18 protein-coding genes are annotated in these 24,864 nt (G+C 69.1%); 10 read left to right on the top strand and 8 right to left on the bottom strand.

The genetic code is table 11. The features are described from left to right. Nucleotides 1–104: 104 nt before the first annotated feature. From ACGRVM_RS05410 to ACGRVM_RS05375, 8 genes are all read left to right on the top strand, one after another. Nucleotides 105–620 (top strand): LPP20 family lipoprotein, encoded by a 516-nt coding sequence (locus ACGRVM_RS05410; RefSeq protein ID WP_377167911.1) that lies wholly within the window; start codon nt 105–107, stop codon nt 618–620. A gap of 3 nt (nt 621–623) precedes the next feature. Then, on the top strand, nt 624–1,703 hold the full coding sequence (locus ACGRVM_RS05405; RefSeq protein WP_377167913.1) for a hypothetical protein: 1,080 nt from the start codon (nt 624–626) through the stop codon (nt 1,701–1,703). Continuing rightward, entirely contained in the window at nt 1,700–2,392 is a 693-nt protein-coding gene (flgA, locus tag ACGRVM_RS05400; RefSeq protein WP_377167915.1) for a flagellar basal body P-ring formation chaperone FlgA, read from the top strand. Before ACGRVM_RS05405 ends, flgA begins: the two co-directional genes overlap by 4 nt. A gap of 60 nt (nt 2,393–2,452) precedes the next feature. Further along, nucleotides 2,453–2,755, top strand: a complete 303-nt coding sequence (gene flgM / locus ACGRVM_RS05395; protein WP_377167917.1) for a flagellar biosynthesis anti-sigma factor FlgM — start codon at nt 2,453–2,455, stop codon at nt 2,753–2,755. Nucleotides 2,756–2,770: 15 nt separating this feature from the next. Further along, nucleotides 2,771–3,103: a hypothetical protein gene (locus ACGRVM_RS05390; protein ID WP_377167919.1), complete on the top strand. Its 333-nt coding sequence runs from the start codon at nt 2,771–2,773 to the stop codon at nt 3,101–3,103. Nucleotides 3,104–3,200: 97 nt separating this feature from the next. Next, nucleotides 3,201–4,901 carry an Hsp70 family protein gene (locus ACGRVM_RS05385; protein WP_377167921.1) on the top strand — a complete coding sequence of 567 codons (1,701 nt, stop codon included), beginning with the start codon at nt 3,201–3,203 and terminating at the stop codon, nt 4,899–4,901. Beyond that, nucleotides 4,888–6,201 carry a hypothetical protein gene (locus tag ACGRVM_RS05380; protein WP_377167923.1) on the top strand — a complete coding sequence of 438 codons (1,314 nt, stop codon included), beginning with the start codon at nt 4,888–4,890 and terminating at the stop codon, nt 6,199–6,201. Before ACGRVM_RS05385 ends, ACGRVM_RS05380 begins: the two co-directional genes overlap by 14 nt. A gap of 40 nt (nt 6,202–6,241) precedes the next feature. Further along, nucleotides 6,242–8,119: a hypothetical protein gene (locus ACGRVM_RS05375; protein WP_377167925.1), complete on the top strand. Its 1,878-nt coding sequence runs from the start codon at nt 6,242–6,244 to the stop codon at nt 8,117–8,119. A gap of 3 nt (nt 8,120–8,122) precedes the next feature. Here ACGRVM_RS05375 and ACGRVM_RS05370 read toward each other — a convergent pair whose 3' ends face one another. From ACGRVM_RS05370 to ACGRVM_RS05340, 7 genes are all read right to left on the bottom strand, one after another. After that, a complete protein-coding gene (locus ACGRVM_RS05370; protein WP_377167927.1) occupies nt 8,123–11,854 on the bottom strand; it encodes an AAA family ATPase in 3,732 nt (1,243 codons plus the stop codon). A gap of 3 nt (nt 11,855–11,857) precedes the next feature. Next, entirely contained in the window at nt 11,858–13,069 is a 1,212-nt protein-coding gene (sbcD, locus tag ACGRVM_RS05365) for an exonuclease subunit SbcD (protein WP_377167929.1), read from the bottom strand. Between the two features lie 85 nt (nt 13,070–13,154). Beyond that, the gene (locus ACGRVM_RS05360; RefSeq protein WP_377167931.1) at nt 13,155–14,513 is read right to left on the bottom strand and encodes a serine hydrolase domain-containing protein; all 1,359 of its coding nucleotides are present in this window, start codon (nt 14,511–14,513) and stop codon (nt 13,155–13,157) included. Between the two features lie 132 nt (nt 14,514–14,645). Next, nucleotides 14,646–15,680, bottom strand: a complete 1,035-nt coding sequence (locus ACGRVM_RS05355) for an extracellular solute-binding protein (protein WP_377167933.1) — start codon at nt 15,678–15,680, stop codon at nt 14,646–14,648. 37 nt (nt 15,681–15,717) lie between these two features. After that, nucleotides 15,718–16,512, bottom strand: a complete 795-nt coding sequence (locus ACGRVM_RS05350; RefSeq protein WP_377169990.1) for an ABC transporter permease — start codon at nt 16,510–16,512, stop codon at nt 15,718–15,720. A gap of 61 nt (nt 16,513–16,573) precedes the next feature. Further along, nucleotides 16,574–17,536, bottom strand: a complete 963-nt coding sequence (locus ACGRVM_RS05345; RefSeq protein ID WP_377167935.1) for an ABC transporter permease — start codon at nt 17,534–17,536, stop codon at nt 16,574–16,576. Continuing rightward, nucleotides 17,536–18,642: an ABC transporter ATP-binding protein gene (locus ACGRVM_RS05340; RefSeq protein ID WP_377167938.1), complete on the bottom strand. Its 1,107-nt coding sequence runs from the start codon at nt 18,640–18,642 to the stop codon at nt 17,536–17,538. The genes ACGRVM_RS05345 and ACGRVM_RS05340 overlap by 1 nt, the downstream gene beginning before the upstream one ends. A 235-nt stretch (nt 18,643–18,877) precedes the next feature. Here ACGRVM_RS05340 and ACGRVM_RS05335 point away from each other — a divergent pair, with 235 nt between their 5' ends. After that, nucleotides 18,878–20,542 carry an amidohydrolase gene (locus tag ACGRVM_RS05335; protein WP_377167940.1) on the top strand — a complete coding sequence of 555 codons (1,665 nt, stop codon included), beginning with the start codon at nt 18,878–18,880 and terminating at the stop codon, nt 20,540–20,542. 6 nt (nt 20,543–20,548) lie between these two features. On the opposite strand, the gene ACGRVM_RS05330 is transcribed toward ACGRVM_RS05335, so the two are convergent. After that, a complete protein-coding gene (locus tag ACGRVM_RS05330) occupies nt 20,549–21,202 on the bottom strand; it encodes a DUF938 domain-containing protein (protein WP_377167942.1) in 654 nt (217 codons plus the stop codon). A gap of 159 nt (nt 21,203–21,361) precedes the next feature. Here ACGRVM_RS05330 and dnaE point away from each other — a divergent pair, with 159 nt between their 5' ends. Next, nucleotides 21,362–24,862: a DNA polymerase III subunit alpha gene (gene dnaE, locus ACGRVM_RS05325; RefSeq protein WP_377167944.1), complete on the top strand. Its 3,501-nt coding sequence runs from the start codon at nt 21,362–21,364 to the stop codon at nt 24,860–24,862. Nucleotides 24,863–24,864: the final 2 nt, after the last annotated feature.

The following is a 24,864-nucleotide window of genomic DNA, read 5'->3' as shown; positions in this document are numbered from 1 at the left end:
TCCGCAGAGCCCGCCGAGGGCGTGCCGGGGGTGGCACGCAGCTTGCAGGTATCGCCCCGACGGGCGCCGCCCGCGCCGAAGAAGCCGCCACCGAAGAGGATCCGATGTCGCTGAAATCCGTCTATCCCAAGATCATGCCGCTCGCGCTCGTGGCGCTGGCCGCCTGCACGCAGGGGCCGCGCAGCGCGGTCGACGCGCTTCCCGAGGATGCGAGCGCGCGCACCACGGCATTGGCCGAGACGCGCGATGCGCTGACCGCTCCCGCCGTGCCCGCCGCCGCGCCCGCGCCGGTGCAGTTCATCGGCACCGGCATGTCGCAGGTGCGCACGCAGCCTGGCGCGTCGATCAATGAGAAGCGCCTCATGGCGATCCGCGCCGCCCGGATGGAGGCCCTGCGCGATCTGACCGAGCAGATCCACGGCATCAGCCTCGATGCGCAGACCACCTTGCGCGACGAGGTGCTGGTGAGCGATGCGGTGCGCGGCATCGTCGCGGGCGAGATCCGGGGCGCGCGCACGCTGGCCATCACGCCCAAGGGCGAGGACGGCTATTCGGTCACGATGGCGCTCGATCCCGATACGGTCGCCTATATCCTGCGCGCCGCGCGGCAGAGGCGCTAGGCGATGCGGCGCTGGGTGGGGGCCCTTCTTGCGCTGGCGTTGAGCGCGCTCGCGGTGCCTTCGGGCGCAAGCGCGGGCGAGGCGCTGCGCGTCGAGGCGGTGGGCAATGCCTATGTGGCGAGCGCCGCCGACAGAGACGCGGCGCGGCGGCGCGCCATCGCCGAGGCGCTCTTCTCGGCGGCGCTGAGCGGCGGCGCGGCTCTCAAGGGGCACACGGTGATGGACAAGGGGCGCATCACGGCGGACCTCGCCATCCTGCGCCCCACCGGCCGCATCCTGTCGCACGAGCTTGTGTCGGCGCGCCTCGACGGCGCGCTCTGGACGGTGCGTGTGAGCGCGCTCGTCGGTCCTGCGCCCGAAGAGGGCTGCGGCGCGCGGCGGCGGCTTATCGTTTCGGCGACACCCCCGGTGATCGCGGTCGCGCCCGGCGCGCCCGCCTGGGCCGATCCGCTGGCGCATCGCCTCGCGCTCGACGTGGCCGCGCTGCTGCGCGGACATCCGGGCACGCAGCTGGACAGCGTGGCGCCCGTCTTCGACGCGCCGGTCGCGGCATCGCTCGATTACCAGGCGCTCACGCGCGGAAGCTCGGTCCCCGCGCCCGGCGATCACCGCCTTGCGCAGAGCATCGCGGTCGAGGCTCGGGGCAAGACGGTGCATCTGGGCATGGAGCTGGCCTTTCTCGGGCCGGATGGGCGAATCGATCGGCGCAGCTTCGCACGGGCGGCGCGGGTGCCGGGGGGCGGCACGCTGGGCTATCTGACCGGCTCCAGCCGCAGCGCGGCCGAGGCGGCGCTGACGGACGGCATCCTGCAAGAGGTGCGCGCGATGCTCGACGCGCTCTCCTGCGAGGCGCCCGAGGCGCGCATCGTGATGAGCAGCAACGGGCTGAGCGTGCCCATCGGCACCGCGCACGGCCTCACCCGCGCCAGCCTCGCCTTCGTGGACGACGCGGGCGGCAATTTCGACATTCTCGAGATCACGCAGCTCGGTGCGCGCTCGGCCGCCCTGCGCCCGCTCGATCCGACGCGCGCGCCGGGCGTCTATCATGGGCGGCGCGTCTATTTCCTCGAGGCGGGTCTGTGAGGCGCGCGCTCGTGGCCCTGCTGGCGGCGCTCGCGCTGCCCGCTCATGGCGCGCCGGTCACCGGCGAGGATGCGCGCGCGGCGATTCGCGAGGCGACCGAAGCGGCAGGCGTGAGCGGCGTGCCGGTCCTTTCGTCCAACCGGGGCTTCCCGCCCTGCGCCGGGGCGCTCGATGCCACGCCCATGGCGGGGGATTGGCGCGCTGTCCGGCTCGGCTGCGCCGGCGCATGGTCGCGCGTGATCCGCCTCGATGGCGCACCGGGCGCGGTGCGCGCCGCCACGCCCGGCGCGGCGCAGCCGGACACCCGCGCGCTCATCCTCGCACGCAGCCTCGCGCGCGGTACGATCCTCGCGCCGGGCGATCTCGTCCTCGGCGAGGTGCCGGCGGCGGGGCAGGGCGATCTGCTGCGCGATCCCGCCGAGGCCGTGGGAAGGCGGCTGCGCAGCAATCTCGGCGCGGGGCAGGCGCTCCTGCCGCGCCATCTCGAGCATGACTGGGCGGTGACGGCCGGCGCGCCCGTCACCATCGTGGCGCGCCATGGCGCGGCCAGCATCGAGGCGGCGGGGATCGCGCTCGAAAACGGGCAGATCGGTCAGGAGATCCGCGCCGAGAACGCCAATAGCGGGGAAATCGTGCATGTGCGCGTCGCCGGTCCGAACAAAGTGGCCGTGCGGCCTAACATTCGGTGAGGTGAGGACGTTCACCAGCATACGAACACCGCTCTTTCAGCGGGGAATCGGAGGTATCCAATGGTAGATGCGGTCAATTCATCCGGCGCGGCGCGCTTGCGCCTCATGTCCGTCCAGACCGACAGCGGCGCGCAGGGCGTCGGCAATGCGCGCCACGGCCAGCCGGTCGGCGCGCCCGACAAGGTGCGTCAGGGCGATGCGGCCTCGATCCAGACCATCCAGCGCCTTACCGAGGCGGGCCCGCCCTTCGATGCCGAGCGCGTCGGGCGCATCAAGGAGGCACTCGCCGAGGGGCGTTATCCCATCGACGCGGGCGCCATCACCGAAAGCATCTTCCAGGACTACAGCGCGTTGATGCGCTAAGCGAAAGAGACCTCAATGACCTATATTGACATGATCGTTCTGGGCGCCGCCGGCTCGATAATCCTCTTTCTGCCCGTCCTCGTCATCCTGGCGGCCATCGCGACCTGGCGCTCATCGCGCGCGCACCGCGCCGCCGTGCGTGCCGAAGCGGTCGACTCCGCCCGCGATCTGCGCCGCATCGGTGTGCAGGTCGACGAAATGCGCAAGGATTTCGACTGGCTGGTGAGCGACCGGATGATCGAGCAGGCGGTCAGCATGGCCCGCACCGGCCAGCCCGAGATGAGCATCGCGCAGGCCACCGGCATCAGCGCCTCCGAACTCGACGCGATCGCCAAATTGCGCCACTGACACATCCCGCCCCGCAGGCGCCGCCGATCCCGCTTGGCCATTGTGCCGGGCGGGTTCGGGCGGTAGCGATAGGCCAAGTCAAGGCGGGGCATAATTCATGATTATCGGTATAGACCTCGGGACGACCAATTCGCTCGTTTCGGTTTTCACGGATGAGGGCCCCGTCCTCATCCCGAACGCGCTCGGCAAGCCGCTGACGCCCTCTGCGGTGCATATGGACGCCTCGGGCGCGGTCATCGTCGGCGCCTCGGCGCGCGATCATCTCATCAATTCGCCCGAGGCCACTGCCGCGCGTTTCAAGCGGCTGATGGGCACGGACAAGTCCACCGCCCTGCGCGGCAAGCCCTATAGCCCCGAGGATCTGTCGAGCATGGTGCTGCGCGCCTTGCGCCGCGATGCCGAGGCGCATCTGGGCGAGAGCGTGACCGAGGCCGTGATCTCGGTCCCGGCCTATTTCAACGAGATCCAGCGCAAGGCGACGATCCACGCCGCCGAGCTTGCGGGCCTCAAGGTGCGCCGCCTCATTAACGAGCCGACGGCGGCGGCGCTGGCTTATGGTCTTCAGGACAAGGAGGCCGAGAACACCTTTCTCATCGTCGATCTGGGCGGCGGCACGTTCGACGTGTCGATCCTAGAGATGTTCTCGGGCGTCATGGAGGTCCGCGCCTCCGCCGGGGACGCCTTCCTAGGGGGCGAGGATTTCACCGACCGGATCGTGGCGCATTTCGCGGGCCAGCTCGCCATTAAGCTCGACGATCTTTCGCCGCCCGACCTCTCGCGCCTGCGCGCGCTCGCAGATCAGGCCAAGCACCGCCTCTCGGACGAGCCGCGTGCCGGCGTGACCTACCGCCATGGCGAGGAAGAGCGCGACCTCAGCCTCTCGCGCGATCTTTTCGAGACGCTGACCGAGGATCTGACCAACCGCATGAAGGTGCCGCTGCAACGCGCCATCGGCGATGCGGGCCTGTCGGCCGGCGATATCGACCGCATCGTGCTGGTCGGGGGCGCGACGCGCATGGCGCCCGTGCGCACCCTCATCACGCGGCTCTTCAAGCGCTTTCCCGAACATGCGCTCGATCCCGACACGGTGGTCGCGCTGGGCGCGGGCGTTCAGGCGGGCCTCATCGCGCGCGATGCGGCGCTGGATGACGTGGTGATGACGGATGTCTGCCCCTTCACGCTCGGCTTCGAATCCTCGCGCCGCACCGGGCCGGACCAGCACGAGACCGGCATCTTTGTGCCGCTGATCGAGCGCAACACCACCATCCCGGCCAGCCGCAGCGAAGTGGTCGAGACGGTGCAGCTGGGCCAGACTCAGGTCACGCTCAACATCTATCAGGGCGAGGCGCCTTATGTGCGCGACAATATCCGCATCGGCGCCTATGCGGTGACGCTGCCCTACAACAAGACCGAGCATGAGAAGGTGGACGTGCGCTTCACCTATGACAGCTCGGGCGTGCTGGAGGTGCTGGCGACGGTGCTCTCGACGGGCGCGGCCAAGACACTCATCATCGAGAATTCGCCCGGCGCGATGACCCCCGAGGCGATCGCCAAGCGCTTCAAGGAGCTTGAGAAGATCAAGATCCACCCGCGCGACGAGGCGGTGAACGAGGCGCTCATCAGCCGCGTGACGGCGGCTTATGAGAATGCGCTCGGCCAGCGGCGCACGCAGATCGGGATGCTGCTCAGCACGTTCCACGCGGCGCTCTCGACCCATGACAAGCGCCATATCGCGCAGACGCGGGCGCGGATCGAGGAGACGCTCGAGGGGCTGGACGGCGCCGGTGTCTTCGACTGATCCCTTCAAGGCGCTGGGCCTCGATCGCGGTACCGCGACCGAGGCCGAGGTCAAGGCGGCCTATGCGCGCCTTCTGAAGGCCACGCGCCCCGAAGAGGACCGCGCGGGCTTCATGGCGCTGCGGCAGGCCTTTGACGCGGCGCGCCGCAGCGCGCGGGCGCAGGATCAGGCCCGCGCCGAGGCCGCGCGCCGAGCCGAAGCGGCAGCGCCCGAAGATGAGGCGCCTGCCGAGGCACCCGAAGCGCCCGGGCCGCAAGACGTATCCCAGCCGCAGCCGAACCTGACATGGCACCATGATGCCGCGCTCGGCTGGAGCTTCAATTCCTCGCCGCGCGGCAAGCTGGTCGAAGGGGCGGCGCGCTGGATGGTGGCCGGAGGCCCGGATGGGGCGGCCTTCGCCGCGCGCTGCGCCGAGGCGCTGATCGCGCTGCCCGCGCCGGAGGCGCGCGCGTTCCGGGAGGATGTGGTCAACTTCATCGCCCACATGGCCGATCCGGAGGAGGCGCGCGAGGATCTGCCGGTCTGGAAGCCTCTGCCCGTCATCCGCCCCGACTGGTTGACGGCGGATGTGGCGGCGATCCTGCGGGACGATCTCGGGCTGCTGAAGTTCCGCCCGTCCGATTCGTGGAGCGCGCGCAACTACAACGCGGTGCGCGGGCTGCTCGCGCCCGAGACGGCCGCGCCAGACGCCGCGTTGCCGCCGCCCGCCGATGTCGATGCCATCGTCGAGCGCGAGGAGACCGAGGCGCGCCGCGACGCGCATGGCTCCTACTACGACCGCGCGGCGCATCGTTGGGTGGACCGCTCGCCGGTCACGGTGGCGATGGAGGATATCGCCGCCGCCACGCAGCGCAACATGTGGGATCTGCCGGAGGCGCTGCGCGCCATCTTCGCCCGCGACGAGCTTCAGGCGCTGGACGAGTTTCAGGATTTCGACGCGCGGCTGCGCCAGATGGTCTGCGCCGCGACAGGCTGGGGCAACGAGGCACGGCGGCCCGCCTATCCGGCGTGGCTGCGCCCGCAGGTGGTGCAACTCCTCGACGGCACCTTCGGCTGGAGCCGCCAGTTCGGGCGCCAGCACTGGCAGCGCCAGCAATATGAATGGCTGCACAAGGTGCTCTCGCGCGATGTCGAGATCGGCGGCGACATGCCCGAATTCCGCGAGGCCGCGCCCCTGCCGCGCGCGCAGCCGCCTTCCAAATTCAGTCTCTGGGAGTGGCTCCTGCGCGAGCCGCGCAATCTTCTGATCGCCTATCTCGGCTATCGCGCCGTCCAGATCCTCTGGCGTCTGGTGGTCTGACCCGATGGAACCCGTCTCCGCCATATCCGTCATTGTCCTCTTGATCATCCTGCTGGGTGTGGCCGGGTGGACCGTAACCCGGGCCAACTTCGCCGGCGCGTTGCCGACATGGCGGCGCGGCGCGATGTGGATCGGTGCCATCGCCTTCATCGTGGCTGCGGAGGCGTTTCTGCCCTCGACGCGCCTGACGGGCATCGAGCGCCCCGAGGCGCGCAGCCCGGTGATGATGCTGAGCGCGATGGCGCCGCCCGATGTGCGCACCTACGGCGATCTGGCCGAGGCGCAGCCCTGGCTCTGGTCGCTGGGCAACATCACGCACGCCGAGGCGGAGCGCCGCATCGCGGAGGACCGCGCCCGCCTTGCCGTGCTCGAAGAGGAAGCAAGCGAGCTCAGCCAGGAAGGCATTCTCATGCGCTACCAGTTCGGCGATCTGGCGGAAGGGTATGCGCTTCTGGACGAGGTCTTGGCCGGTCTCGATCTGGGCGCGCTCTACAAGGGCGGGGCCGCGAGCATCCCGGCCTCGGCGCTCGACGCGAAGATCATTGCCGGCCTCGTGGCGCTGACCACGGAGCGCTCGGACAGGGCGGGCGAAACCTATATGGGCGCGCAAGCCGCGCTCGATGCTTATCTCGACGCCAAGGGGCAGACCGAGGGCGATCCTAACGATCCCGAATATACTGCGCTACGCAGCGCGATGCGCGACGCCAGCAGCGCCTTCAGCGCCCAGTCGAGCCAGCTTTATCGGATCAGGGGTCTGGCCGATCTTGTCGGCGGCCCGCGCGCCGCGCCCGCGCCGGGGCGGGCCTTCCCGCGGTTTTCGCAGCCGATCACGCTCTATTCCGATTCCGAGACGCGCCGGCTGCCCGACGAGGTGATGACGGGCCCGCGCGGGACGGGCGTCAGGATGGCCGCCCATGCGCTCATGGATGCGGCGACAGGGTATGAGCGCGCCCCGACGCGCCGTATCACCCGGCAGGTCTGCGCCGTGATCGGCGGGGGCGACGAAAGAGCGCCCGGCACGCGGCTTTGCGAGGTCGCGGTGGCGCTGCCCATCGATTATGATCTGACCGGCGGCGATTGCGCGCCTTCCGCCTTGCCCTATGGCGCCAACGCGGATCTGGGCGCACCGGGCAGCCGGATGACGGCCATCGCGTGCAAGGAGGAATGGATCCATCCCCATCTGCACGTCGTCTACGGCGACGGCGCCTTCACGGTCCACGCGCCCATGCCCGAAGGCATCGCCGTGGGCGATCCGCAGGGCGCGCCGCTCAGCCTCTGGAGCGCGATGTGGAAGGGCCAGACGCAGGTTCTGGAGCCGAGCGCGACGTTCGCCTGGGATGGTAAGGATGATGTCCTGGACGGCCTCACGCTCGTCCACGGCGTGCGCCCGCAGGTGCGGGAGCCGCGCATCTGGCGGGACTTCGGCCGCGATCATCCCGGCCCGGCCCTGGGCGCGATCACCATGGCGGGCTGGTCTTTCCGGCACGGCTACGAGCCGACGCGCCTGTCGGGCTTCGCCGCGCTCAAGGGCTCCGAAATCGCGCCGCTCGTCCTCGTGGCGGGCGACGACGATGATGCTCTCAGGGCGGTCGCGGATTGGCGCCGCCCTGTACTGAAAATGGCCATCGGGCAGCGTGAGGCGATGCTCAACCATCTCGCCCGCTTCGCCGTTCCCGGCGAAGCGCTGGACGCCATACCGGCTGGCTTGAGCGGGCGGCTCCAAGGCGCGGGATGCGGTTATTTCCGTCCCGCCTTGCGCCCCGTGGGCAACGATGATCTGCGCGCGGAGCTTCATGCCGAGGTTGCGGATGTTCCGGGCGGCGCCTGCGATGCGATCACCGCACAGGCCGCGCTCTTCGGCGCGCTCGAACGCGGTCTTGCGGGCGGCTCATGGCTCTGGCTCGCGGCGGGGCGGTGAGGCTCAGCCCCCGCTCAGCACGACCTCGCTCGCGCCCGCGCCGCGCGCCTTGATGCGGATCTGTACCGGAATGCGGTCCTGCATCGCCTGAACATGGCTGATGACCCCGATCGTGCGCCCCTGCGCCTGAAGCGCCTCGAGCGCGTCGATCGCCATGTCGAGGCTGGCCGCGTCCAGCGTGCCGAACCCCTCGTCGATAAAGAGAGTGCCGGCGATGGCGCCGGTACCCGCGACCGCCCCGAGCGCCAAGGCGAGCGCCAGCGACACGAGGAAACGCTCGCCGCCCGAAAGGCTGCGGGTTGAGCGGATTTCGCCTGCCATGTCCTCGTCGATGACGTGAAGCGAGAGCTTGCCCGCGCCCTTGGCGAGGCGGTAGCGCGGTTTGATATCGGCCAGATGGTGGTTGGCGCGCTCGACCAGCAGCGCCAGCGTCACCTCCTGCGCGATGGTCGCGAACCTGTCGCCGCTGGCCGAGCCGATGGCGGCGTTGATCGCGCCGAGCGTGTCCTGATGCGCCTTGGCGGTGGCGATCTCGGCGACGATGCCGGCCATGCGCGCGCGCGTGTCCTCGTCCCGCGCGAGGATGCCGCGGATCGTCGCGACCCGTTCGAGCCGCCGCGCGTCCTCGGCCTCCTGCGCGGCCTCCTGCTCCTCGAGCTCGGGCAGTGGCATGTCCGGCACGCCCTCGGCCTCGAGCTTGGCGAGATCGGCCTGCCGCGTCGCGCGGTCGCGCTCGGCATCGGCCAGTGCCTTGCGGTCGGTCTCGATGCTCCGGGCGAGGGCGGCGGTCTTCTCGTCGCTCCAGCCCAGCAGCGCCTCGGCCTCATCGGCGGCCAGCCCGGCGCGACCGAGCGCCTCTTGGAGTGCCGCCTCCGCCTCGATCCGGCGCGCCTCGGCGGCCTCGCGGGCACGGATCGCGGCGGTGTGCGTCGCGCGCGCGCTCGACAGGGCGGCGGCCTTGGTACCGAGGGCGTCCTTCGCTTCTGCTTCGGCATCGCGCGCCGCGATGCGCCGCTTGTTGAAGGCGGTGCGGTGGGCCGATGTGTCCTCTCCGCCCAGCAGGTTGCCGCGCGCCTCGGTCAATTCGGCGAGGGCGGCGCGGCGGGCGGCGAGCGCTTCGGCGGCCTTGGTGGCGGCGCCTCTATCGGTTTCGAGCCGGGCGCGGGCGGTCTCGATCCGGCGCGCGGCTTCCGCCTCCTGCTCGGTCAGCGTTCCAAGCTGCGCGCGGGCCTCGGCATGCGCCGTCCTGCGCGCGTCGAGCGCGCTCAGCGCCTCGGCGCCGTCCACGCCGAACGCGCTCCAGTCGAGACCGAGCGCGCCGAAATCCCGGACAAGCTTCTCGTCGAGCGCCGCGCGCCGCGCGGCCTCGCTCCGGCGCCGCGTCTCGGCGGCCTCATGGCCGCGCCGCGCTTCGGCATCTCGCGCGTCGGTCGCCGCACGCGCGTCGGCATGGGCGCGCATCTCGCGGCGCAGGGTGGCGAGCCGGGCCTCCTCCGCCTGCGCCTGCCGGTCGAGCGCCTGAAGCTCCGCCTCATCCGCTTCGAGCCGCTCCTGCCAGCCATTCACCTTCGCGCCGAGCGCGGCCAGGGGACCTGCGGCATCCTTGGGCCCGGCGGGCAGATCGGCGGCGAGCGGCCCCTCCGCCTCGGCGGCCATCGTCTCGGCGAACTCCTCGGCGAGCCGGGCGAGGCGCTCCGTCGCCGCCGCCTGCCGGTCGGCCTTGCGCCGGGCGGCCTCGCGCGCCTCTCCGGCGCGGGTCGTGCAGCGCTCGATGGTGGCGATGGCGCGGCGCTCGGCGTCTCGGGCGGCGGCGAGGCGCGCTTGCAGATCCTCGGCCAGCGCGCGGGCCGCGTCATCCTCCATCGCAGGGTGGTGGCGCGCGTGGCAGACGGGACAGGGCTCGCCCTCGCGCAGATGAAGCCGCAGATGCTGCGCCTCGGGCGTGAGCGCGGCCCCCGCGCGGCCCGCCGGCGCCTCGAGTGCCTCGATGGCCGCCTCGGCGCGCAGACGGTCCTTGGCCGCCTCCGCGCTTTCGGCCTCGGCGCGTGCGGCCTCGTCCTCGTCCTTCGCCTTGCCATCCCGCGCATCGCGCGCTTCGGCTGCGGTCTCGGCATGCTGGCGCGCGAGGTCCGAAAGACTGCGCAGGCTCGACGCGCTGCGGCCCAGCCGGGCGAGCCGTTCGGACGGCGCGCTGTCCTGCAAGGCGGCGCGGCGCGGTGCGCGCCCGGCCATCTCGGCCTCGATCCGCGCTTCGGCCTCCTCCGCCTCCTTGATTTTCCGGCCGAGCTCCGCCTTGCGCGCGTCGGCCTCCTCCAACTCGGCCGCGAGCCCCGCGGCCTCCTCGGCGGCCTCGGCCTCTGCGCGGGCGGCCGCGATGCGCTGCTCGAGCCTGTCGCTCAGCACCGGCCAGTCCCTGACCAGCGCCGCGCCTTCCGGCTCCTGCGCGAGCGCGGTTTCCAGATCGCGTATCCGCGCGCCGATGGTCTCGCGCGCGGTCTCGCTCTCGCGCAGGGCGGCTTCGGCTTGGGTGACGGCCTCTTCCGCCTCCCCATGGGCGCTCGCGGCGCGTGCCTCCTCGGTGCGGGCAGGGGCGATCTGCGCATCGAGCGAGGCCGCCTTGTCCCAGACCGGACCGAGCTCGGCGAAACGCGTCTCGAGCGCGGCATGCGCCCCGCGGGCATCGGTCCAGGCGGCTTCGGCTGCGGCATGCGCTTCGGCGGCAGTGGCCGCCTCGGCCTCGGCGTCGGTTTCGGCGGCGCGGGCCTTGGCCTCGGCGTCGCGCGCGGCGCGCCGGTCGCGGTGCTCGGGGCGGATGCGCGCGGCGCGGCCCAGCCGCTCGAGCGTCGCCGCATCCGCCTTACGCGCGGCCCAGACGCGCCCCGCCGCCTCGAGCGCGGTTTCGGCCTCGCCGCTGCGCGCGCGGGCATCGTTCAGCGCCTTGTGCCGCGCGATGTCCCGCCGCGTGGCGGCCAGCGCGGCGGCGGCGGCTTTGCGCGCCTCGTCGAGCGCGGTCCGCTCGTCGGTGAGCGCCGCGCGCTCCTCGTCGCTCAGAACCTTGTGCTCGCCCAGCTTCGTCTCCAGCGTCTCTACCGCCTGTTCGGCGGCGCCATGCGCGGCGAAGACGCGCTTCGAGATATCGCGGTACAGCCCGGTGCCGGTGACCTTCTCGAGAATGCCCGCGCGCTCGGTGCTCTTGGCGGAGAGGAAGCTGTCGAAATCGCCCTGCGCCAACAGGACCGAGCGGCGGAATTCGTCATAGCTGAGGCCGGTCAGATCCTCGATCCGCTCGTTCACGCGCTTCGTCTGGTTCTCCAGGATCGTGCCGTCGCCGAGGCGCGTGATGCTGCGATCCACGGCCTGAAGCTTGGCCGAGGCCTTGCTATAGGCGCGCCGAACGCCCCAGTGCGCCTCGTATTCCTCGCCGTCGCGGCCTCGGAAGCGCACGGTGGCATGGCCCGAGGCGGCGCCGCGTCTCAGAAGCGTGCGCGCATCGCTCGATTGCAGCGCCTCGCCGCTGACATCGGGAACGGTGTCGCCCGCGCCGGCGCCGCCGAGGCGCGGGCAATCGCCGTATAGCGCAAGGCACATCGCATCGAGCAGGCTCGATTTGCCCGATCCCGTCGGCCCGGTGATGGCGAAAAGCCCCGCCCCGACGAGCGGGGGCGCGTCGAGCGCGATATCGAAGGCGCGGGCGAGGCTGGCGATGTTCTCGCCCCGGATTTGGAGGATATCCACCGGCTATTCCCCCGCCAGAATGTCGCGGAACGCATCGAGATGGCGCGGCTCGGGCGCGATCCCGTTCGTCGCCTCGAAGGCGGCGGCGAAGAGGGTTTCGGGGTCCGTCTCGCTCAGGCTGGCGACGGGTGGCGCCTCGGGCGCGTCCGGCGCGGAGGCGCGGTGCACGCGCGCGCCGCCCAGCCGCAACCCGCGCTCGGCCACAAGGCGCGCGGCGTCGGTCATCAGGATCGAGGCCGCGTCGGTCGGCGCAAGCTCGAGATAGACGATCGGGCGCAGGCCCATGGGCATCTCCTCGTCCGGCGCGGCGGCATCGAGCGCGGCGGGCAGATCGGCGAGCGCGGCGGTGCCCGAGGCGGGAATGCGCAGCACCTCAGCGGGGCGGGGGATGGAAACATGGCGGTGCACCGCCTCGCCCTTGTCGATCTCGATCAGGGTCACGCCATGATCGTGGCGTATCTCTGAGGCCGAGAGCGGAAAGCACGCCCCCGAGTAGCGCACGCGCCCGCCCTTCAGCGTCTGCTGCCCGTGCAGATGCCCGAGCGCGACATAGGCCAGCCGCTCGGGAAAGACGGCGGGCGGCAGCGCATGGGCGCCGCCGATCAGGATGCGCCGCTCGGCCCCCTCGCTCTCGAGCCCGCCGGCGCAATGCAGATGGCTGGTCGCGATGATGGGCAGATCGCCTGCGATTTCGGCCGCCTGCTCGGTGATTTCGGCATAGAAGCGCCGGGCCGCGCCGCTCACCCCATCCTCGAAAGCGCCATGCCCGCCGAGATCCGAGGCGCGCAGGAACGGGATCGCCAGAATGTAGAGCGCGGGCGTGCCGTCCGGCCCGTTCACCGGCACGAGATGGCGCGCGACGTCGATGCGGCCCTCTCGGCGTTGCACGGTCGCCACGACATGCACGCCGAGCGCGCGCAGCACCGGCATCGGCGCTTCGAGGCGCTGGGCGGGGTCGTGATTTCCGCCGCTGATGACGGTGACAAGGTTCGGGCGCCGCCGCCGGAAGTCGGCCAGCGCCTCGTAGAGCAGGCGCTGCACCTCGCCCGAGGGGTTCGAGCTGTCGAAGATGTCGCCCGCGACCAGCAGGATATCGGCGCGCTCGGCCTCGATCACATCGGCGAGGCGCCGGAAGAAGACGCGGTGCTCGTCCTCGCGGCCCCAGCCGTTGAGGCTGTGGCCAAGGTGCCAGTCGGCGGTGTGAATGATGCGCATGCGCCGTGCCTTCGCCCTTCGTGCGCGATCCGTCCCGCCGCGCGCCCGGCACTATAGGCAGGGCGTGCGGCGGGCTGCAATCGGCTCAGGCGGGCGCCAGCGCGTCGCGGATCGCGGTCACGGCGTGGAGCATGTCCACGGTGTAGCTATGGATCAGGAAATCGGGCCAGCTCGACAGTTTGACGGCCAGAAACTCGGTCTTGGGATCGAGATAGATGAGCTGGCCGAAGACGCCGCGGGCCATGAAATCGCCGCGCGCCGCGTCATGGATCCACCATTGGCGGCTATAGGCGCCCTTGGGCGAGGTCGCGGTATAGGGCTCGCCGAAGGCCGCGCGATCGCCGGTGGCGCTGGCGCGGATCCAGTCCTCTGGAATGATCTGCGCGCCGTTCCACGCGCCGCCCTCGAGGATGAGCTGGCCGAAGCGCGCGTAGTCGCGCATCGTTGCGTTGAAGCCGCCATCGGCCAGCGCGGTTCCGGCGCCGTCCACAGTGAAATAGGCGTCCCGCTCGGCGCCCATGCGGCTCCAGATGCGGTCCGACAGAAGCTGCGCCAGGGGCGCGCCCGCCGCCCGCTCGAGCGCCCATGCGATCACATCGGTCTCGATCGAGCGATAATGGAAGGCGGCGCCGTGCGGGCGCTCCTGCGGCAGGGTCAGGATCACGTCGCGGATGGTCGCGGCGGGCAGGCCGCCTTCGGCCGGGCGCCAGCCGCTGGCGATGTCGATGCGCGTCATGTCCGAGCCGGGCGTGCCGTAATCCTCGTTGAAACGCACGCCCGAGCGCATGTCGAGCACCTGTCCCAGCGTCGCCGCGGCATAGCCCGAGCGGGCAAGCTCGGGCACGAGGCTGGGCATGGGCGCGGCCAGATCGATCAGCCCCTCGCTTTCGAGCACGCCGGCCAGCATCCCGACCACGGACTTCGCCACCGATTGCGACAGATGCGGGCTGAGCGGATCATGGCCGCCGGGATAGCTCTCATGCACGATGCGGCCCCGGCTCATCACCATGAATCCGTCGGTATAGCTTGCATCCAGCCAATCGCCCACGCTCTGACGTGCGCCGGCGAGCGTCGTGAACTTCAGTCCCCGCAGCTCTTCCTGGGCGGCGGGCAGGCTGCGCACCGGGCCCGCGCCACGCGGCACATCGGCGGTGGGAAAAAGCGCGCGCATATTGCTGAAGGACCAGCGGTTGAAGGGCGGCAGATCCCAGTTGCTGGGGCCGGGGATCGCCTCGGGGGCGGGCGGAAAGCCTTCCATGATGCCCATCTGATGCGCGGTCGAGACCGGGCCGTGCGCGCTGTGACCGCCATGTCCGGGATGCGGATGCGCGGTGCCGTGCGGCGCGGGCGCGGCGAGCGCGGCGGCGGTGGCGAGGGGCGCGCCGGCATCGGGCGCGGGCGCTTCCAGAGCGCGGGGCGTCGGAGCGGCATTCGGGGGCGTCATCGGGTCATCCTCGGATCGATCTCAGGGGCTTGGCCGGGGGGCGGCACATGGGGCCGCATCGCCCGAAAAGACGGGCGCCGGGCACGAAAAGGGGCGGGGCGCTCATCCGTGCCCCGCCCCGCATGCAGTGCCTTATTGCTTCAGCTTCGTCCAGATGCGGTTGTAGAGATCCGTCACTTCCTGCGGGCAGGGCTTGACGAAATCGGGCGCGGGCGCATCCGCCGGCATCACGATCTCGGGCGCGCTCTGCATCTCCTCAACCATGAATTCCTCGCTGCCCTGAATGCCGTTGGCATAGCGAGCGAAGTTCGAGATCAGCGCCGCGTTTTCAGGCTCCATGATGAAGTTCATGAAAAGCTTGGCGTTCTCCATGTTCGGCGCTTCGGCGAGCACGGCGGCGTTGTCCATCCAGCCGGTGAAGCCTTCCTTGGGATAGGCGTATTGCAGCGTCGGGCGCTGGTCGCGCGCGCGCATCGCGGCGCCGTTCCAGGTCTGGCTGAGGTCCACGTCGCCCGAGGTGAGCTTCTCGATCGTGGCATAGTCCATCGTGCGCCAATGCTCCTTGGCGCTGGTCAGAAGCTCGGTGACGTCGCGCAGCTCTTCGGTATTGCTGTTGCAGCGGTCATAGCCGCGATAGCGCAGCGCGGCGTTGATGACCTCGGGCATGTCGTTGAGCATGTTGATGCGGCCCTTGAGCTCCTCGGGCGGATCGAACATGAGCGCGAGCGTGTCGATCTCGCCGTCATAGACTTCCTTGTCCACGGTGAACGAGGTCGTGCCCCACTGCCACGGCACGGTGTAGTTGCGGCCCGGATCCCAATAGACGTCGACCCATTTGGGATCCATGTTCGAGAAGTTCTCCATCTCGTTCGGCTTCACCTCGGCCAGAAGGCCCTGCTCGATCATGATCTGGGCGGTCGAATCGCTCGGCACGACGATGTCGTAGCCGGTGTTGCCCTCGCGCACCTTGGCCAGCATGATCTCGTTGCTGTCATAGCTGTCGAGGCTCACATCGACGTTGAATTCCTTCTCGAACTTCTCGATCAGCTCGGGATTGGTGTAGTTGCCCCAGTTGTAGATGTTCAGCTCGCCCTCGGCCCAGGCGGGGCCGGCAAGGGCGACGGCGCCGGCGAGGATCGCGGCCGTCTGTTTGGTGGGTGTCGTCATGGATAGTCCTCCGGTTGGTTGACTTCAAACGCGGGCCTCATGCCCGCTTCTTGTTCCCGATCACGAAGAAGATCGAGACCAGCACCACCGACAGGGCCAAAAGCACTGTCGATACGGCGTTGATTTCGGGGGTGATGCCCCGGCGGATCTGGCCGAGGATGTAGACCGGCAATGTCGTCTCGCCGGGGCCGGCCACCAGAAGCGTGATGATCACATCGTCGAGCGAGACCACGAAGGAGAGCATCGCGCCAGCCACGATCCCCGGCGCCATGAGCGGCATCGTGACCTTGCGGAAGACTTGGAAGGGGGTCGCATAAAGGTCGGCCGCCGCCTGCTCGAGCGTGAGGTTCATGTCCTCGAGCCGCGCGCGGATGGGCATGTAGGCGAAGGGGATGCAGAAGACGGTATGCGCCAGCATCAGATAGCCGATGCCGGTGATGCCGGTCAGCTGCTTGATGATGCCGAACAGGGCCAGCGTGGCGACGGCGGTGACGATCTCGGGCACCATCAGCGGCTGGTTGATGACCGCGTAGGCCAGCGTTTGGCCCTTGAAGGGCCGCACGCGCGTGGTGGCCAGCGCCGCCATCGTGGCGAAAGTGGTCGAGAAGACCATCGCCACCAGCGCCACCTGGAGCGAGACGATCGTGGCCTCGCGGATGCCGTCATTCTCGAAGGCGGCCTTGTACCAGCGCAGGCTGAATTCCGTCCATTTGACGACCGAGCGGTTGTCGTTGAAGGAAAAGATGACGAGCACGACGATCGGCGCATAGAGGAAGAACAGGCAGATCCAGGCGAGCGTATCGAAGCCCGGCTGCTTGCGCAGGTCCTTCATGCGCCGTTTCTTGGGCGGCACGGGATCGGGGCTTGCCACGGTGGCGGGGGTGTAGGTCGGCTTAGCCATGCCCGCGTGCCTCCTTGCCCGAATAGCGGACGTAAATGATGAGCGAGACCATCACGACCACCATCAGGATCAGTGCCGCCGCCGAGCCGAAGGGCCAGTTGCGCGAGCCCGAGAATTGCAGCTCGATCAGGTTGCCGATCATCAGCTCCTTGCCGCCACCCAGAAGCGTGGGCGTGATATAGGCGCCGAGGCCCGGAATGAAGACGAGGATGCAGCCCGCGACGATGCCCGGCTTGGCCATCGGGATGATGACATGGCGCAGCACCTGAAAGCGGCTGGCATAAAGATCGTAGGCGGCTTCGACGAGGCGGAAGTCGAGCTTTTCCAGCGAGGCGTAGAGCGGCAGCACCATGAAGGGCAGGTAGCTGTAGATCAGCCCCGCGAAGACGGCGTAGTCGGTGTAGAGCATGCCGATGGGGCTGTCGGTGATGCCGATCGTCATGAGGCCGATGTTCACGAAACCCTCGTCGCGGATCAGCAGGAGGATCGCGTAGGTGCGGATCAGAAGGTTCACCCAGAAGGGCAGAGTGATGAGGAAGAGCCAGAAATTGCGCTGCTCGAGCGGCTTCGACGCGATGAAATAGGCGGTGGGAAAGCCGATCAGGAGCGCGCCGAGCGTGGCCCCGAACGCGAGCCCGATCGAGCGGCCATAGATGCTCAGATACGTGCCCGAGAAGGTGAGCGTGTCGTCGAAGATGTCCCGCTCGAACAGGAATTGGACATAGGCGTCGGTCGAGAATTCCCACGTCACGCCGCCATAGGTGCCGGGGCTGAGGAAGGAATAGATCAGCGTGATCGAGAGCGGGAAGATCCCGAAAAGGCCGATGGCGAGCAGCGCGGGCGCCAGAAGCTGCCAGCGGCGGCGGCGCGCCGCCGCCTCGAGCTGGCTGCGCGCCGCCTCGAGACGCGCGTTCGTCTCGGCGGCGCTCGGGGGCGTGGAGGCGATATCCATCATCAGTCCACCAGCACCTGCACGGCATCCGGCACCGTGAGGCCCACCTCGCTGCCGATCTCGGCATCGGTTTGCGCGCGGCGCACCATCACCTCGCCGCCTCCGGCAAGCTCCACATGGACGTTATGACCCGCGCCGAAATAGACGATGTTGCCGACACGGCCCTTCATCGCCGCATCGGGCGCGTCGGGCGCGGTCAGCCCCATGTTCTCGGGGCGGATCGCCACCGACACGCGCCCCTCGCGGGCCGCGCCCTCGGGCAGGACCGCGCCCACCTTGGTGCCGCCGGGCAGGACCACCTTCGCGCCTTGCTCGGCCAGATCGCCTTCGAGGATGTTGATATCGCCGATGAAATCCGCAACGAAGCGGCGCGCGGGATTGTTGTAGATCTCCTTGGGGCGGCCCACCTGAAGGATCGCGCCCGCCTTCATGACCGCGATGCGGTCCGACATGGTCAGCGCCTCTTCCTGGTCATGCGTCACGAAGACGAACGTGATACCCGTCTCGCTCTGAAGGCGCTTCAATTCGATTTGCATCTCCTTGCGCAGCTTGAGATCGAGCGCCGACAGCGGCTCGTCGAGCAGGAGCACCTTGGGGCGCGGCGCGAGCGCGCGGGCGAGGGCGACCCGCTGCTGCTGTCCGCCGGATAACTGATCGGTGCGCCGGCTCGCCAGATGCTCCATCTGCACCAGCGCCAGCATCCGCTCTACCGCCTCTTTGATCTCGGATTTCGGGCGGCCCTGCATCTCGAGGCCGAAGCCGATATTGCGCGCGACGCTCATATGCGGAAAGAGCGCGTAGGACTGAAAGACCGTGTTCACGGGCCGCTTGTAGGGCGGCAGGTGGCCGATCTCCTGACCGTCGAGCAGGATCTGCCCGCCATCGGGCAACTCGAACCCGGCGATGAGCCGCAAAAGCGTGGTCTTGCCGCAGCCCGAGGGGCCCAGAAGGGTGAAGAATTCGTTCTTGCGGATATCCACCGAAACGGCGTCGAGCGCGGTGATCTTGCCGGCGCCCTGGCCGAAGGTCTTGGTCACATGGCCGGCGTGAATCATCACGTCCTCCGCCGCCTCCGGCGCGGTTTCGGCATGCTGGGCAGACTGCTGCATCTGGCGTCATTCCCTTTGTTTATTGGCCCCCAAGGCGATTCCGGCGGCGCCGCGTCCAGCCAGACTAGGGCGGGGCGGGCCGAAAGGTAAATACCCCATGGCCCCGGCATGTCGCGCCGCGCGCAGCGGCGCGGTGCGCGGCGAGGGGTATTTACCCGGACCGCGCGATGCCGCAGATTGATCCGCGATCTGATAGGTATCGCGGGCGTCGCCCGCGCTGGAACAAGAGGGCGATATGGCGCGCAAGGCGGATCTGGTAATCCTGAATGGCAAGGTTCTGACGATGGACGACAAGGCGCCGCGCGCCGAGGCCGTCGCGATTGCGGGCGGCACGATCCTCGCCGTCGGCACGAACGCCGAGATGCGCGCGCTGGCCGGGCCGGGCGCGCGCGTGATCGACGCGGCGGGCGGCACCGTCATGCCCGGCCTCATCGACAGTCACGTGCACCTCTTCCAGGGCTCCGCCGCCCTCGAATTCGTGTCGATGGAGGGGGTGACGAGCGCCGAGGGCGCCGCGCGCACCATCCGCGCCTATGCACAGGCCCATCCCGACGAGCCGATGATCCTCGGGACCAGCACGATCTACGGCCTCATGGACGGGCGCAACCCGACGCGGCACGATCTCGACGCGATCCTCGCGGACCGGCCACTGGCGCTTCTGGCGCCCGATATCCATACCGTCTGGGCCAACACGGCGGCGCTGCGCGAGGCGGGCCTTCTGCACGGCGCGCCGGTGCCCGAGGGCAGCGTGATCGTGATGGAGGCGGGCGGCAACGCCACGGGCGAATTGCAGGAGACGGGCGCGTTCGGCCCGGTCCTGAGGCTGAGCCGCACGGGCGGGCGCGACATGCTCGGCTATGTCACCGGCTCCGAGCCCGAGCCGCCCGCGACCGAGGAGGAGCGCGCCGCCGACCGGCGCCTGATCGCCAAGGGCCTCGCCCATGCCGCGAGCCACGGCATCACGACGATGCACAACATGGACGGCAATTTCTATCAGCTCGAACTCCTGAGCGATCTCGAGGCGTCGGGCGATCTGAAATGCCGGATGCAGGTGCCCTTCCATCTCAAGAATTACGATCCTCTGGATCGGCTCGAGGAGGCGGCCGAGATGCACCGGCGCTACACCGGCGACAAGGTCTGGTCCGGCCGGGTCAAGATGTTCATGGACGGCGTGCTCGATACGCGCACCGCGTGGATGACGCGGCCCTATCCCGGCACCGACAATGTGGGCGAGCCCGTCTTCGAGCCCGAGCATTTCAACGAGGCCTGCCGGCGCATCGACTCGGCGGGGCTCCAGATCAGCGTGCACGCCATCGGCGACATGGCGGTGCGCCGCACGCTCGACGGCTATGCCGCCGCGCGCGACGCGAACGGACCCCGCGATTCGCGCCACCGGATCGAGCATATCGAGGTGATCCACCCCGACGATCTGGCGCGCCTGAGGCAACTCGATATCGTCGCCTCGATGCAGCCGCGCCATGCGGCGGTCGGCGATTACTTCCCGATGATCCCGCAGGGCACGATCCTGCATGACGACCAATACCCCTATACCTGCGCCTGGCAGCGCATCCGCGATACCGGCACGCCCGTCATCTTCTCGACCGACTGGCCGGTCATTCCCGTCGATCCGATGCGCAACATCCAATGCGCCGTCGCACCGATGCAGCCCGGCGCGCCGTGGGACGTGCGCCCGCAAAGCCTGGCGGACACGCTTTGGTCCTACACGTCGGGCAACGCCTGGGTGGAGTTCAACGAGGGACGCAAGGGCGAGCTCGTGCCGGGGCAGATGGGCGATATCGTGGTGATGGACCGCGATCTGGAGGCGCTCGCGCCCGAGGAGGTCGCGACGGCCCGCGCCATGGTCACCATCTGCGGCGGCGAGATCACCTATCAGCGGTGATGCGGCTCAGTGCAGCGGCTTGTGCGCGAGGATCATCAGGTTGTTCGCGGGCATCGGCAGGGGCGTCATGGCGTGCAGGCCCGCTGCCTGCATCCAGCGCCGGACATCGGCCACGTCCTTGTAGCCGATCTCGGGATCGCTGGCGGTGAGGCTGGCGTGGAAATCGGCGTCCGCCTCCGACACGCAGGCCCCGTCCCGCAGGAAGGGGCCGTAGAGCGCGAAGAACCCGCCGGGTTTCAGCGCGGCGGACACCTCCTGGAACAGGACATGCGTCTCGGGCGCGCTGATGAGATGCAGCAGATTGACGAGCACGATCATGTCCTGCCCGGGATGATCGGCGCCCCATCCGGGCGCCGTCGCGTCGAGCGCGATGGCCGGGCGGATGTTGGATGCATCCGCCCAGGCGTCGATGCTGGCGCGGCGCTCGGGGTCGATCTCCGAAGGCTGCCATTCGATATGCGGCAGATGCGCGGCGAAGGCGCGCACATGCTGGCCGGTGCCGCTCGCCAGTTCGAGCGCCTGGCCCTCGTGCGGTCCGTGAACGGCGAGCATTTCGGCGATGACCGGCGCATTGCGCAGCGCCGAAGGCGCGGTGAGGCGCGCGCCGCTCTCGGGCTCGGCGATGGATGCGGCCTCGGGAAGCCGGGTGCGCTGGGGCATGGCTCTCTCTCCTCTGGGTGCAGCGGTCTCGGCGTCCAGCGTGACGCATTTCGCGGCGCCTGTCACGCGGCTCCGCAGCACTGAACTGACTGCGCTGACGCGGCGAGAGCGGCGCCGCTTCCTCTGGCGATGCGCGCACCCCTCGCCTAGAGTGGCGCCATGAGCAGCCCCCACCGATTCATCCATCTGCGTGTCCATAGCGAATACTCGCTCCTCGAAGGGGCGGTGCGCCTCAAGAAACTGCCGGGCCTTTGCGTCGCGGCGGGCATGCCCGCCGTCGCGGTGACCGACACGAACAACATGTTCGCCGCGCTCGAATTCGCCGTCGGCGCCGCCGAGGCGGGGGTGCAGCCGATCATGGGCTGTCAGCTCGATCTCGGCTATATCGACGTGGCCCCGGGCGAGCGTCCGGCGACGCCTGCGCCCATCGTGCTGCTGGCCCAGACCGAGCAGGGCTACGAGCACCTGATGAAACTGAACTCGGCGCTCTATCTGCGCGAGGGCGGAACGCTGCCGCATGTCACCCGCACGGAGCTGGCCGAGTTTTCCGAGGGCCTCATCTGCCTCACCGGCGGGCCGGATGGACCCGTCGGGCGGCTCCTGCGCGCGGGGCAGCGCGACGCGGCCGAGGCGCTGATGCGCCAGCTCGCCGAGATCTACGGCGACCGCCTCTATGTCGAGCTTCAGCGTCATCCGGGCGAGGACGGGCTGCCCGAGGCCGAGGCCGCCTCGGAACGCGGCTTCGTCGAGATGGCCTATGCGATGGACCTGCCGCTCGTTGCGACCAACGATGTCTATTTCCCGAAATCCGACATGTACGAGGCGCACGACGCGATGCTCTGCGTGGCCGAGGGCGCCTATGTCGATCAAGCCGCCCCGCGCCGCCGCCTGACGCCGCAGCATAATTTCAAGACGGCGCAGGAAATGGTGACGCTTTTCGCCGATCTTCCCGAGGCGATCGAGAACACGGTCGAGATCGCGCGCCGCTGCGCCTTCGCCGCCTATCGCCGCGATCCGATCCTGCCCAGATTCGCCGATGACGAGGTGGACGAGCTGCGCCGGCAGGCGCGCGAGGGGCTGGCCGCGCGGCTGGCCGTGATCCCGCAAGCGGTGAGCGTCGAGGAATACGAGAAACGCCTCGAATTCGAGCTTCAGATCATCGAGGGCATGGGCTTTCCGGGCTATTTCCTGATCGTTGCCGACTTCATCAAATGGGCCAAGGATCGCGACATTCCCGTGGGCCCGGGGCGCGGCTCGGGTGCGGGCAGTCTCGTCGCCTATGCGCTGACCATCACCGACCTCGATCCGCTGCGCTATTCGCTCCTCTTCGAGCGGTTCCTGAACCCCGAGCGGGTCTCGATGCCCGATTTCGACATCGACTTCTGCATGGATCGCCGCGAGGAGGTGATCCATTACGTTCAGGAGAAATACGGCCGCGACCGGGTGGGGCAGATCATCACCTTCGGCGCGCTTCTGTCGAAGGCCGCCGTGCGCGATATCGGCCGCGTGCTGCAAATGCCCTACGGGCAGGTGGACCGCCTCTCCAAGATGATCCCCGTCGAGGGCGTCAAGCCCGTCAGCATCGAACAGGCGCTGATCCAGGAGGAGCGTCTGCGCGAGGAGGCACGGAACGAGGAGGTGGTGGACCGCCTTCTGAAATACGGGATGAAGGTCGAAGGTCTGCTCAGAAACGCCTCGACCCACGCCGCGGGCGTCGTGATCGGGGACAGGCCCCTCGATGCGCTGGTGCCGATCTATCAGGACCCGCGCTCGGACATGCCGGCGACGCAGTTCAACATGAAATGGGTCGAGCAGGCGGGCCTCGTGAAGTTCGACTTCCTCGGCCTCAAGACGCTGACGGTGATCCAGAACGCGATCGAGCAGATCCACGGCGAGGGGCGCGATCTGCATATCGCGGCGGATGGCAGCACCATCTACGAGCCCTTCGAGGGCGCCGAGAACGATATCGGTCAGATCCCGCTCGACGATGCCAAGACCTACGAGCTTTATGCCAAGGCGAAGACCGTCGCGGTCTTCCAGGTGGAAAGTTCGGGAATGATGGATGCGCTCAAGCGCATGAAGCCCGACTGCATCGAGGACATCATCGCGCTCGTGGCGCTCTACCGGCCCGGCCCGATGGAGAACATCCCGAAATTCTGCGAAGTGAAGAACGGGATTTCCGAGCGCGACACGCTGCATCCCTCGATCGACCATATCCTCGACGAGACGCAGGGCATCATCGTCTACCAGGAACAGGTGATGCAGATCGCGCAGGAGATGGCGGGCTATTCGCTCGGCGGCGCCGACCTTTTGCGCCGCGCGATGGGCAAGAAGATCCAGGCCGCGATGGATGCCGAACGGCCCAAATTCATCGCCGGCGCGAAGAAGAACGGCGTCGATGACGCCAAGGCGCTGGAAGTCTGGAACCTGCTCGACAAATTCGCCAATTACGGCTTCAACAAATCGCACGCCGCCGCCTATGCGGTGGTCAGCTACCAGACCGCCTGGCTCAAGGCGAACCACCCGACCGAATTCATGGCCGGGGTAATGAATTGCGATATCCACCTCACCGACAAGCTCTCGGTCTATTTCGAGGAAGTGAAGAAGGGGCTGGGCCTTGACTGGGCGCCGCCTTGCGTCAACCGCTCGGACGCGCAGTTCGTCGTGCGGCAAGGCGTGCTGCATTACGGCCTCGGCGCGCTCAAGAACGTGGGCGTCGAGGCGATGAAGCTGATCGTCGAGGGCCGGGGCGGACGGCCCTTCGCCACGCTCTACGATTTCGCGCGCCGCGTCGATCTCAAGCGCATCGGCAAGCGGCCGCTAGAGATGCTCGCCCGCTCGGGCGCCTTCGACGAGATCGACCGCAACCGCCGCCGCGTCTTCGAGGCGGTCGAGCCGCTGATGAACTACTCCGCCGCGATCCACGACCAGAAGAATTCGGCTCAGGTCTCGCTTTTCGGCGAGGCGGGCGAGGATCTGCCCGAGCCGCGCCTGCCCCCGGTCGACGACTGGCTGCCCGCCGAGCGGCTGACCGAGGAATTCAAGGCCGTGGGTTTTTACCTCTCGGGCCATCCGCTGGACGATTACATGGCGGCGCTGAAGCGCAAGCAGGTCAAGACGCTGGACGAGGTGATGGTGCAGGCCGCCAAATCGCCTTGCGTGGTCAAGATGGCCGGGATCGTCGCGGGCCGTCAGGAGCGCAAATCGGCACGCGGCAACCGCTTCGCCTTCGTCCAGCTCAGCGACGCGACGGGCGGCTACGAGGTCACCATGTTCTCCGAAACGCTCGAGAAATCGCGCGAGCATATCGAGACGGGCGCGCAGGTCGTGGTGACCGTCGAGGCGACGATGGAGGCGGAGCAACTCAAGCTGCTCGCGCGCTCGGTCGCGCCCATCGACGGGGTCGTCGCGGATGCGGGCAGCCTCGGCCTTCTGATCTTTGTCGAGGAGCCGGGCGCGCTCGCCTCGGTCGCGCGCGTGCTCGACGGCGCGGCGCAGGCGGCCCGCGCGGCCCGCCCGGGGCCGATCCGCTTTTGCCTCATGGCCGATGGCCTGCCCGGCGAGGTGGAAATCTCGGCCGGGCGCGACTATCCGGTGACGCCCCAGATCAAGGGCGCGATCAAGAGCCTCGACGGCGTGATGGACGTGCAGGACCTCTGACA

This window comes from Roseovarius aquimarinus, from assembly GCF_043661195.1.
GTDB classification, from domain to species: Bacteria; Pseudomonadota; Alphaproteobacteria; order Rhodobacterales; family Rhodobacteraceae; genus Roseovarius; species Roseovarius aquimarinus.
This window is presented reverse-complemented; position numbering and strand designations above follow the sequence as displayed.

What these genes read in the sequence shown, in the direction of transcription:
- dnaE (WP_377167944.1), top strand. Translation starts at nt 21,362, where the DNA reads ATGAGCAGCCCCCACCGATTCATCCATCTGCGTGTCCATAGCGAATAC.
- ACGRVM_RS05390 (WP_377167919.1), top strand. Translation starts at nt 2,771, where the DNA reads ATGACCTATATTGACATGATCGTTCTGGGCGCCGCCGGCTCGATAATC.
- ACGRVM_RS05405 (WP_377167913.1), top strand. Translation starts at nt 624, where the DNA reads ATGCGGCGCTGGGTGGGGGCCCTTCTTGCGCTGGCGTTGAGCGCGCTC.
- ACGRVM_RS05345 (WP_377167935.1), bottom strand. Translation starts at nt 17,536, where the DNA reads ATGATGGATATCGCCTCCACGCCCCCGAGCGCCGCCGAGACGAACGCG.
- ACGRVM_RS05385 (WP_377167921.1), top strand. Translation starts at nt 3,201, where the DNA reads ATGATTATCGGTATAGACCTCGGGACGACCAATTCGCTCGTTTCGGTT.
- ACGRVM_RS05340 (WP_377167938.1), bottom strand. Translation starts at nt 18,642, where the DNA reads ATGCAGCAGTCTGCCCAGCATGCCGAAACCGCGCCGGAGGCGGCGGAG.
- ACGRVM_RS05350 (WP_377169990.1), bottom strand. Translation starts at nt 16,512, where the DNA reads ATGAAGGACCTGCGCAAGCAGCCGGGCTTCGATACGCTCGCCTGGATC.
- ACGRVM_RS05355 (WP_377167933.1), bottom strand. Translation starts at nt 15,680, where the DNA reads ATGACGACACCCACCAAACAGACGGCCGCGATCCTCGCCGGCGCCGTC.
- ACGRVM_RS05410 (WP_377167911.1), top strand. Translation starts at nt 105, where the DNA reads ATGTCGCTGAAATCCGTCTATCCCAAGATCATGCCGCTCGCGCTCGTG.
- ACGRVM_RS05330 (WP_377167942.1), bottom strand. Translation starts at nt 21,202, where the DNA reads ATGCCCCAGCGCACCCGGCTTCCCGAGGCCGCATCCATCGCCGAGCCC.
- ACGRVM_RS05335 (WP_377167940.1), top strand. Translation starts at nt 18,878, where the DNA reads ATGGCGCGCAAGGCGGATCTGGTAATCCTGAATGGCAAGGTTCTGACG.
- flgM (WP_377167917.1), top strand. Translation starts at nt 2,453, where the DNA reads ATGGTAGATGCGGTCAATTCATCCGGCGCGGCGCGCTTGCGCCTCATG.
- ACGRVM_RS05360 (WP_377167931.1), bottom strand. Translation starts at nt 14,513, where the DNA reads ATGACGCCCCCGAATGCCGCTCCGACGCCCCGCGCTCTGGAAGCGCCC.
- sbcD (WP_377167929.1), bottom strand. Translation starts at nt 13,069, where the DNA reads ATGCGCATCATTCACACCGCCGACTGGCACCTTGGCCACAGCCTCAAC.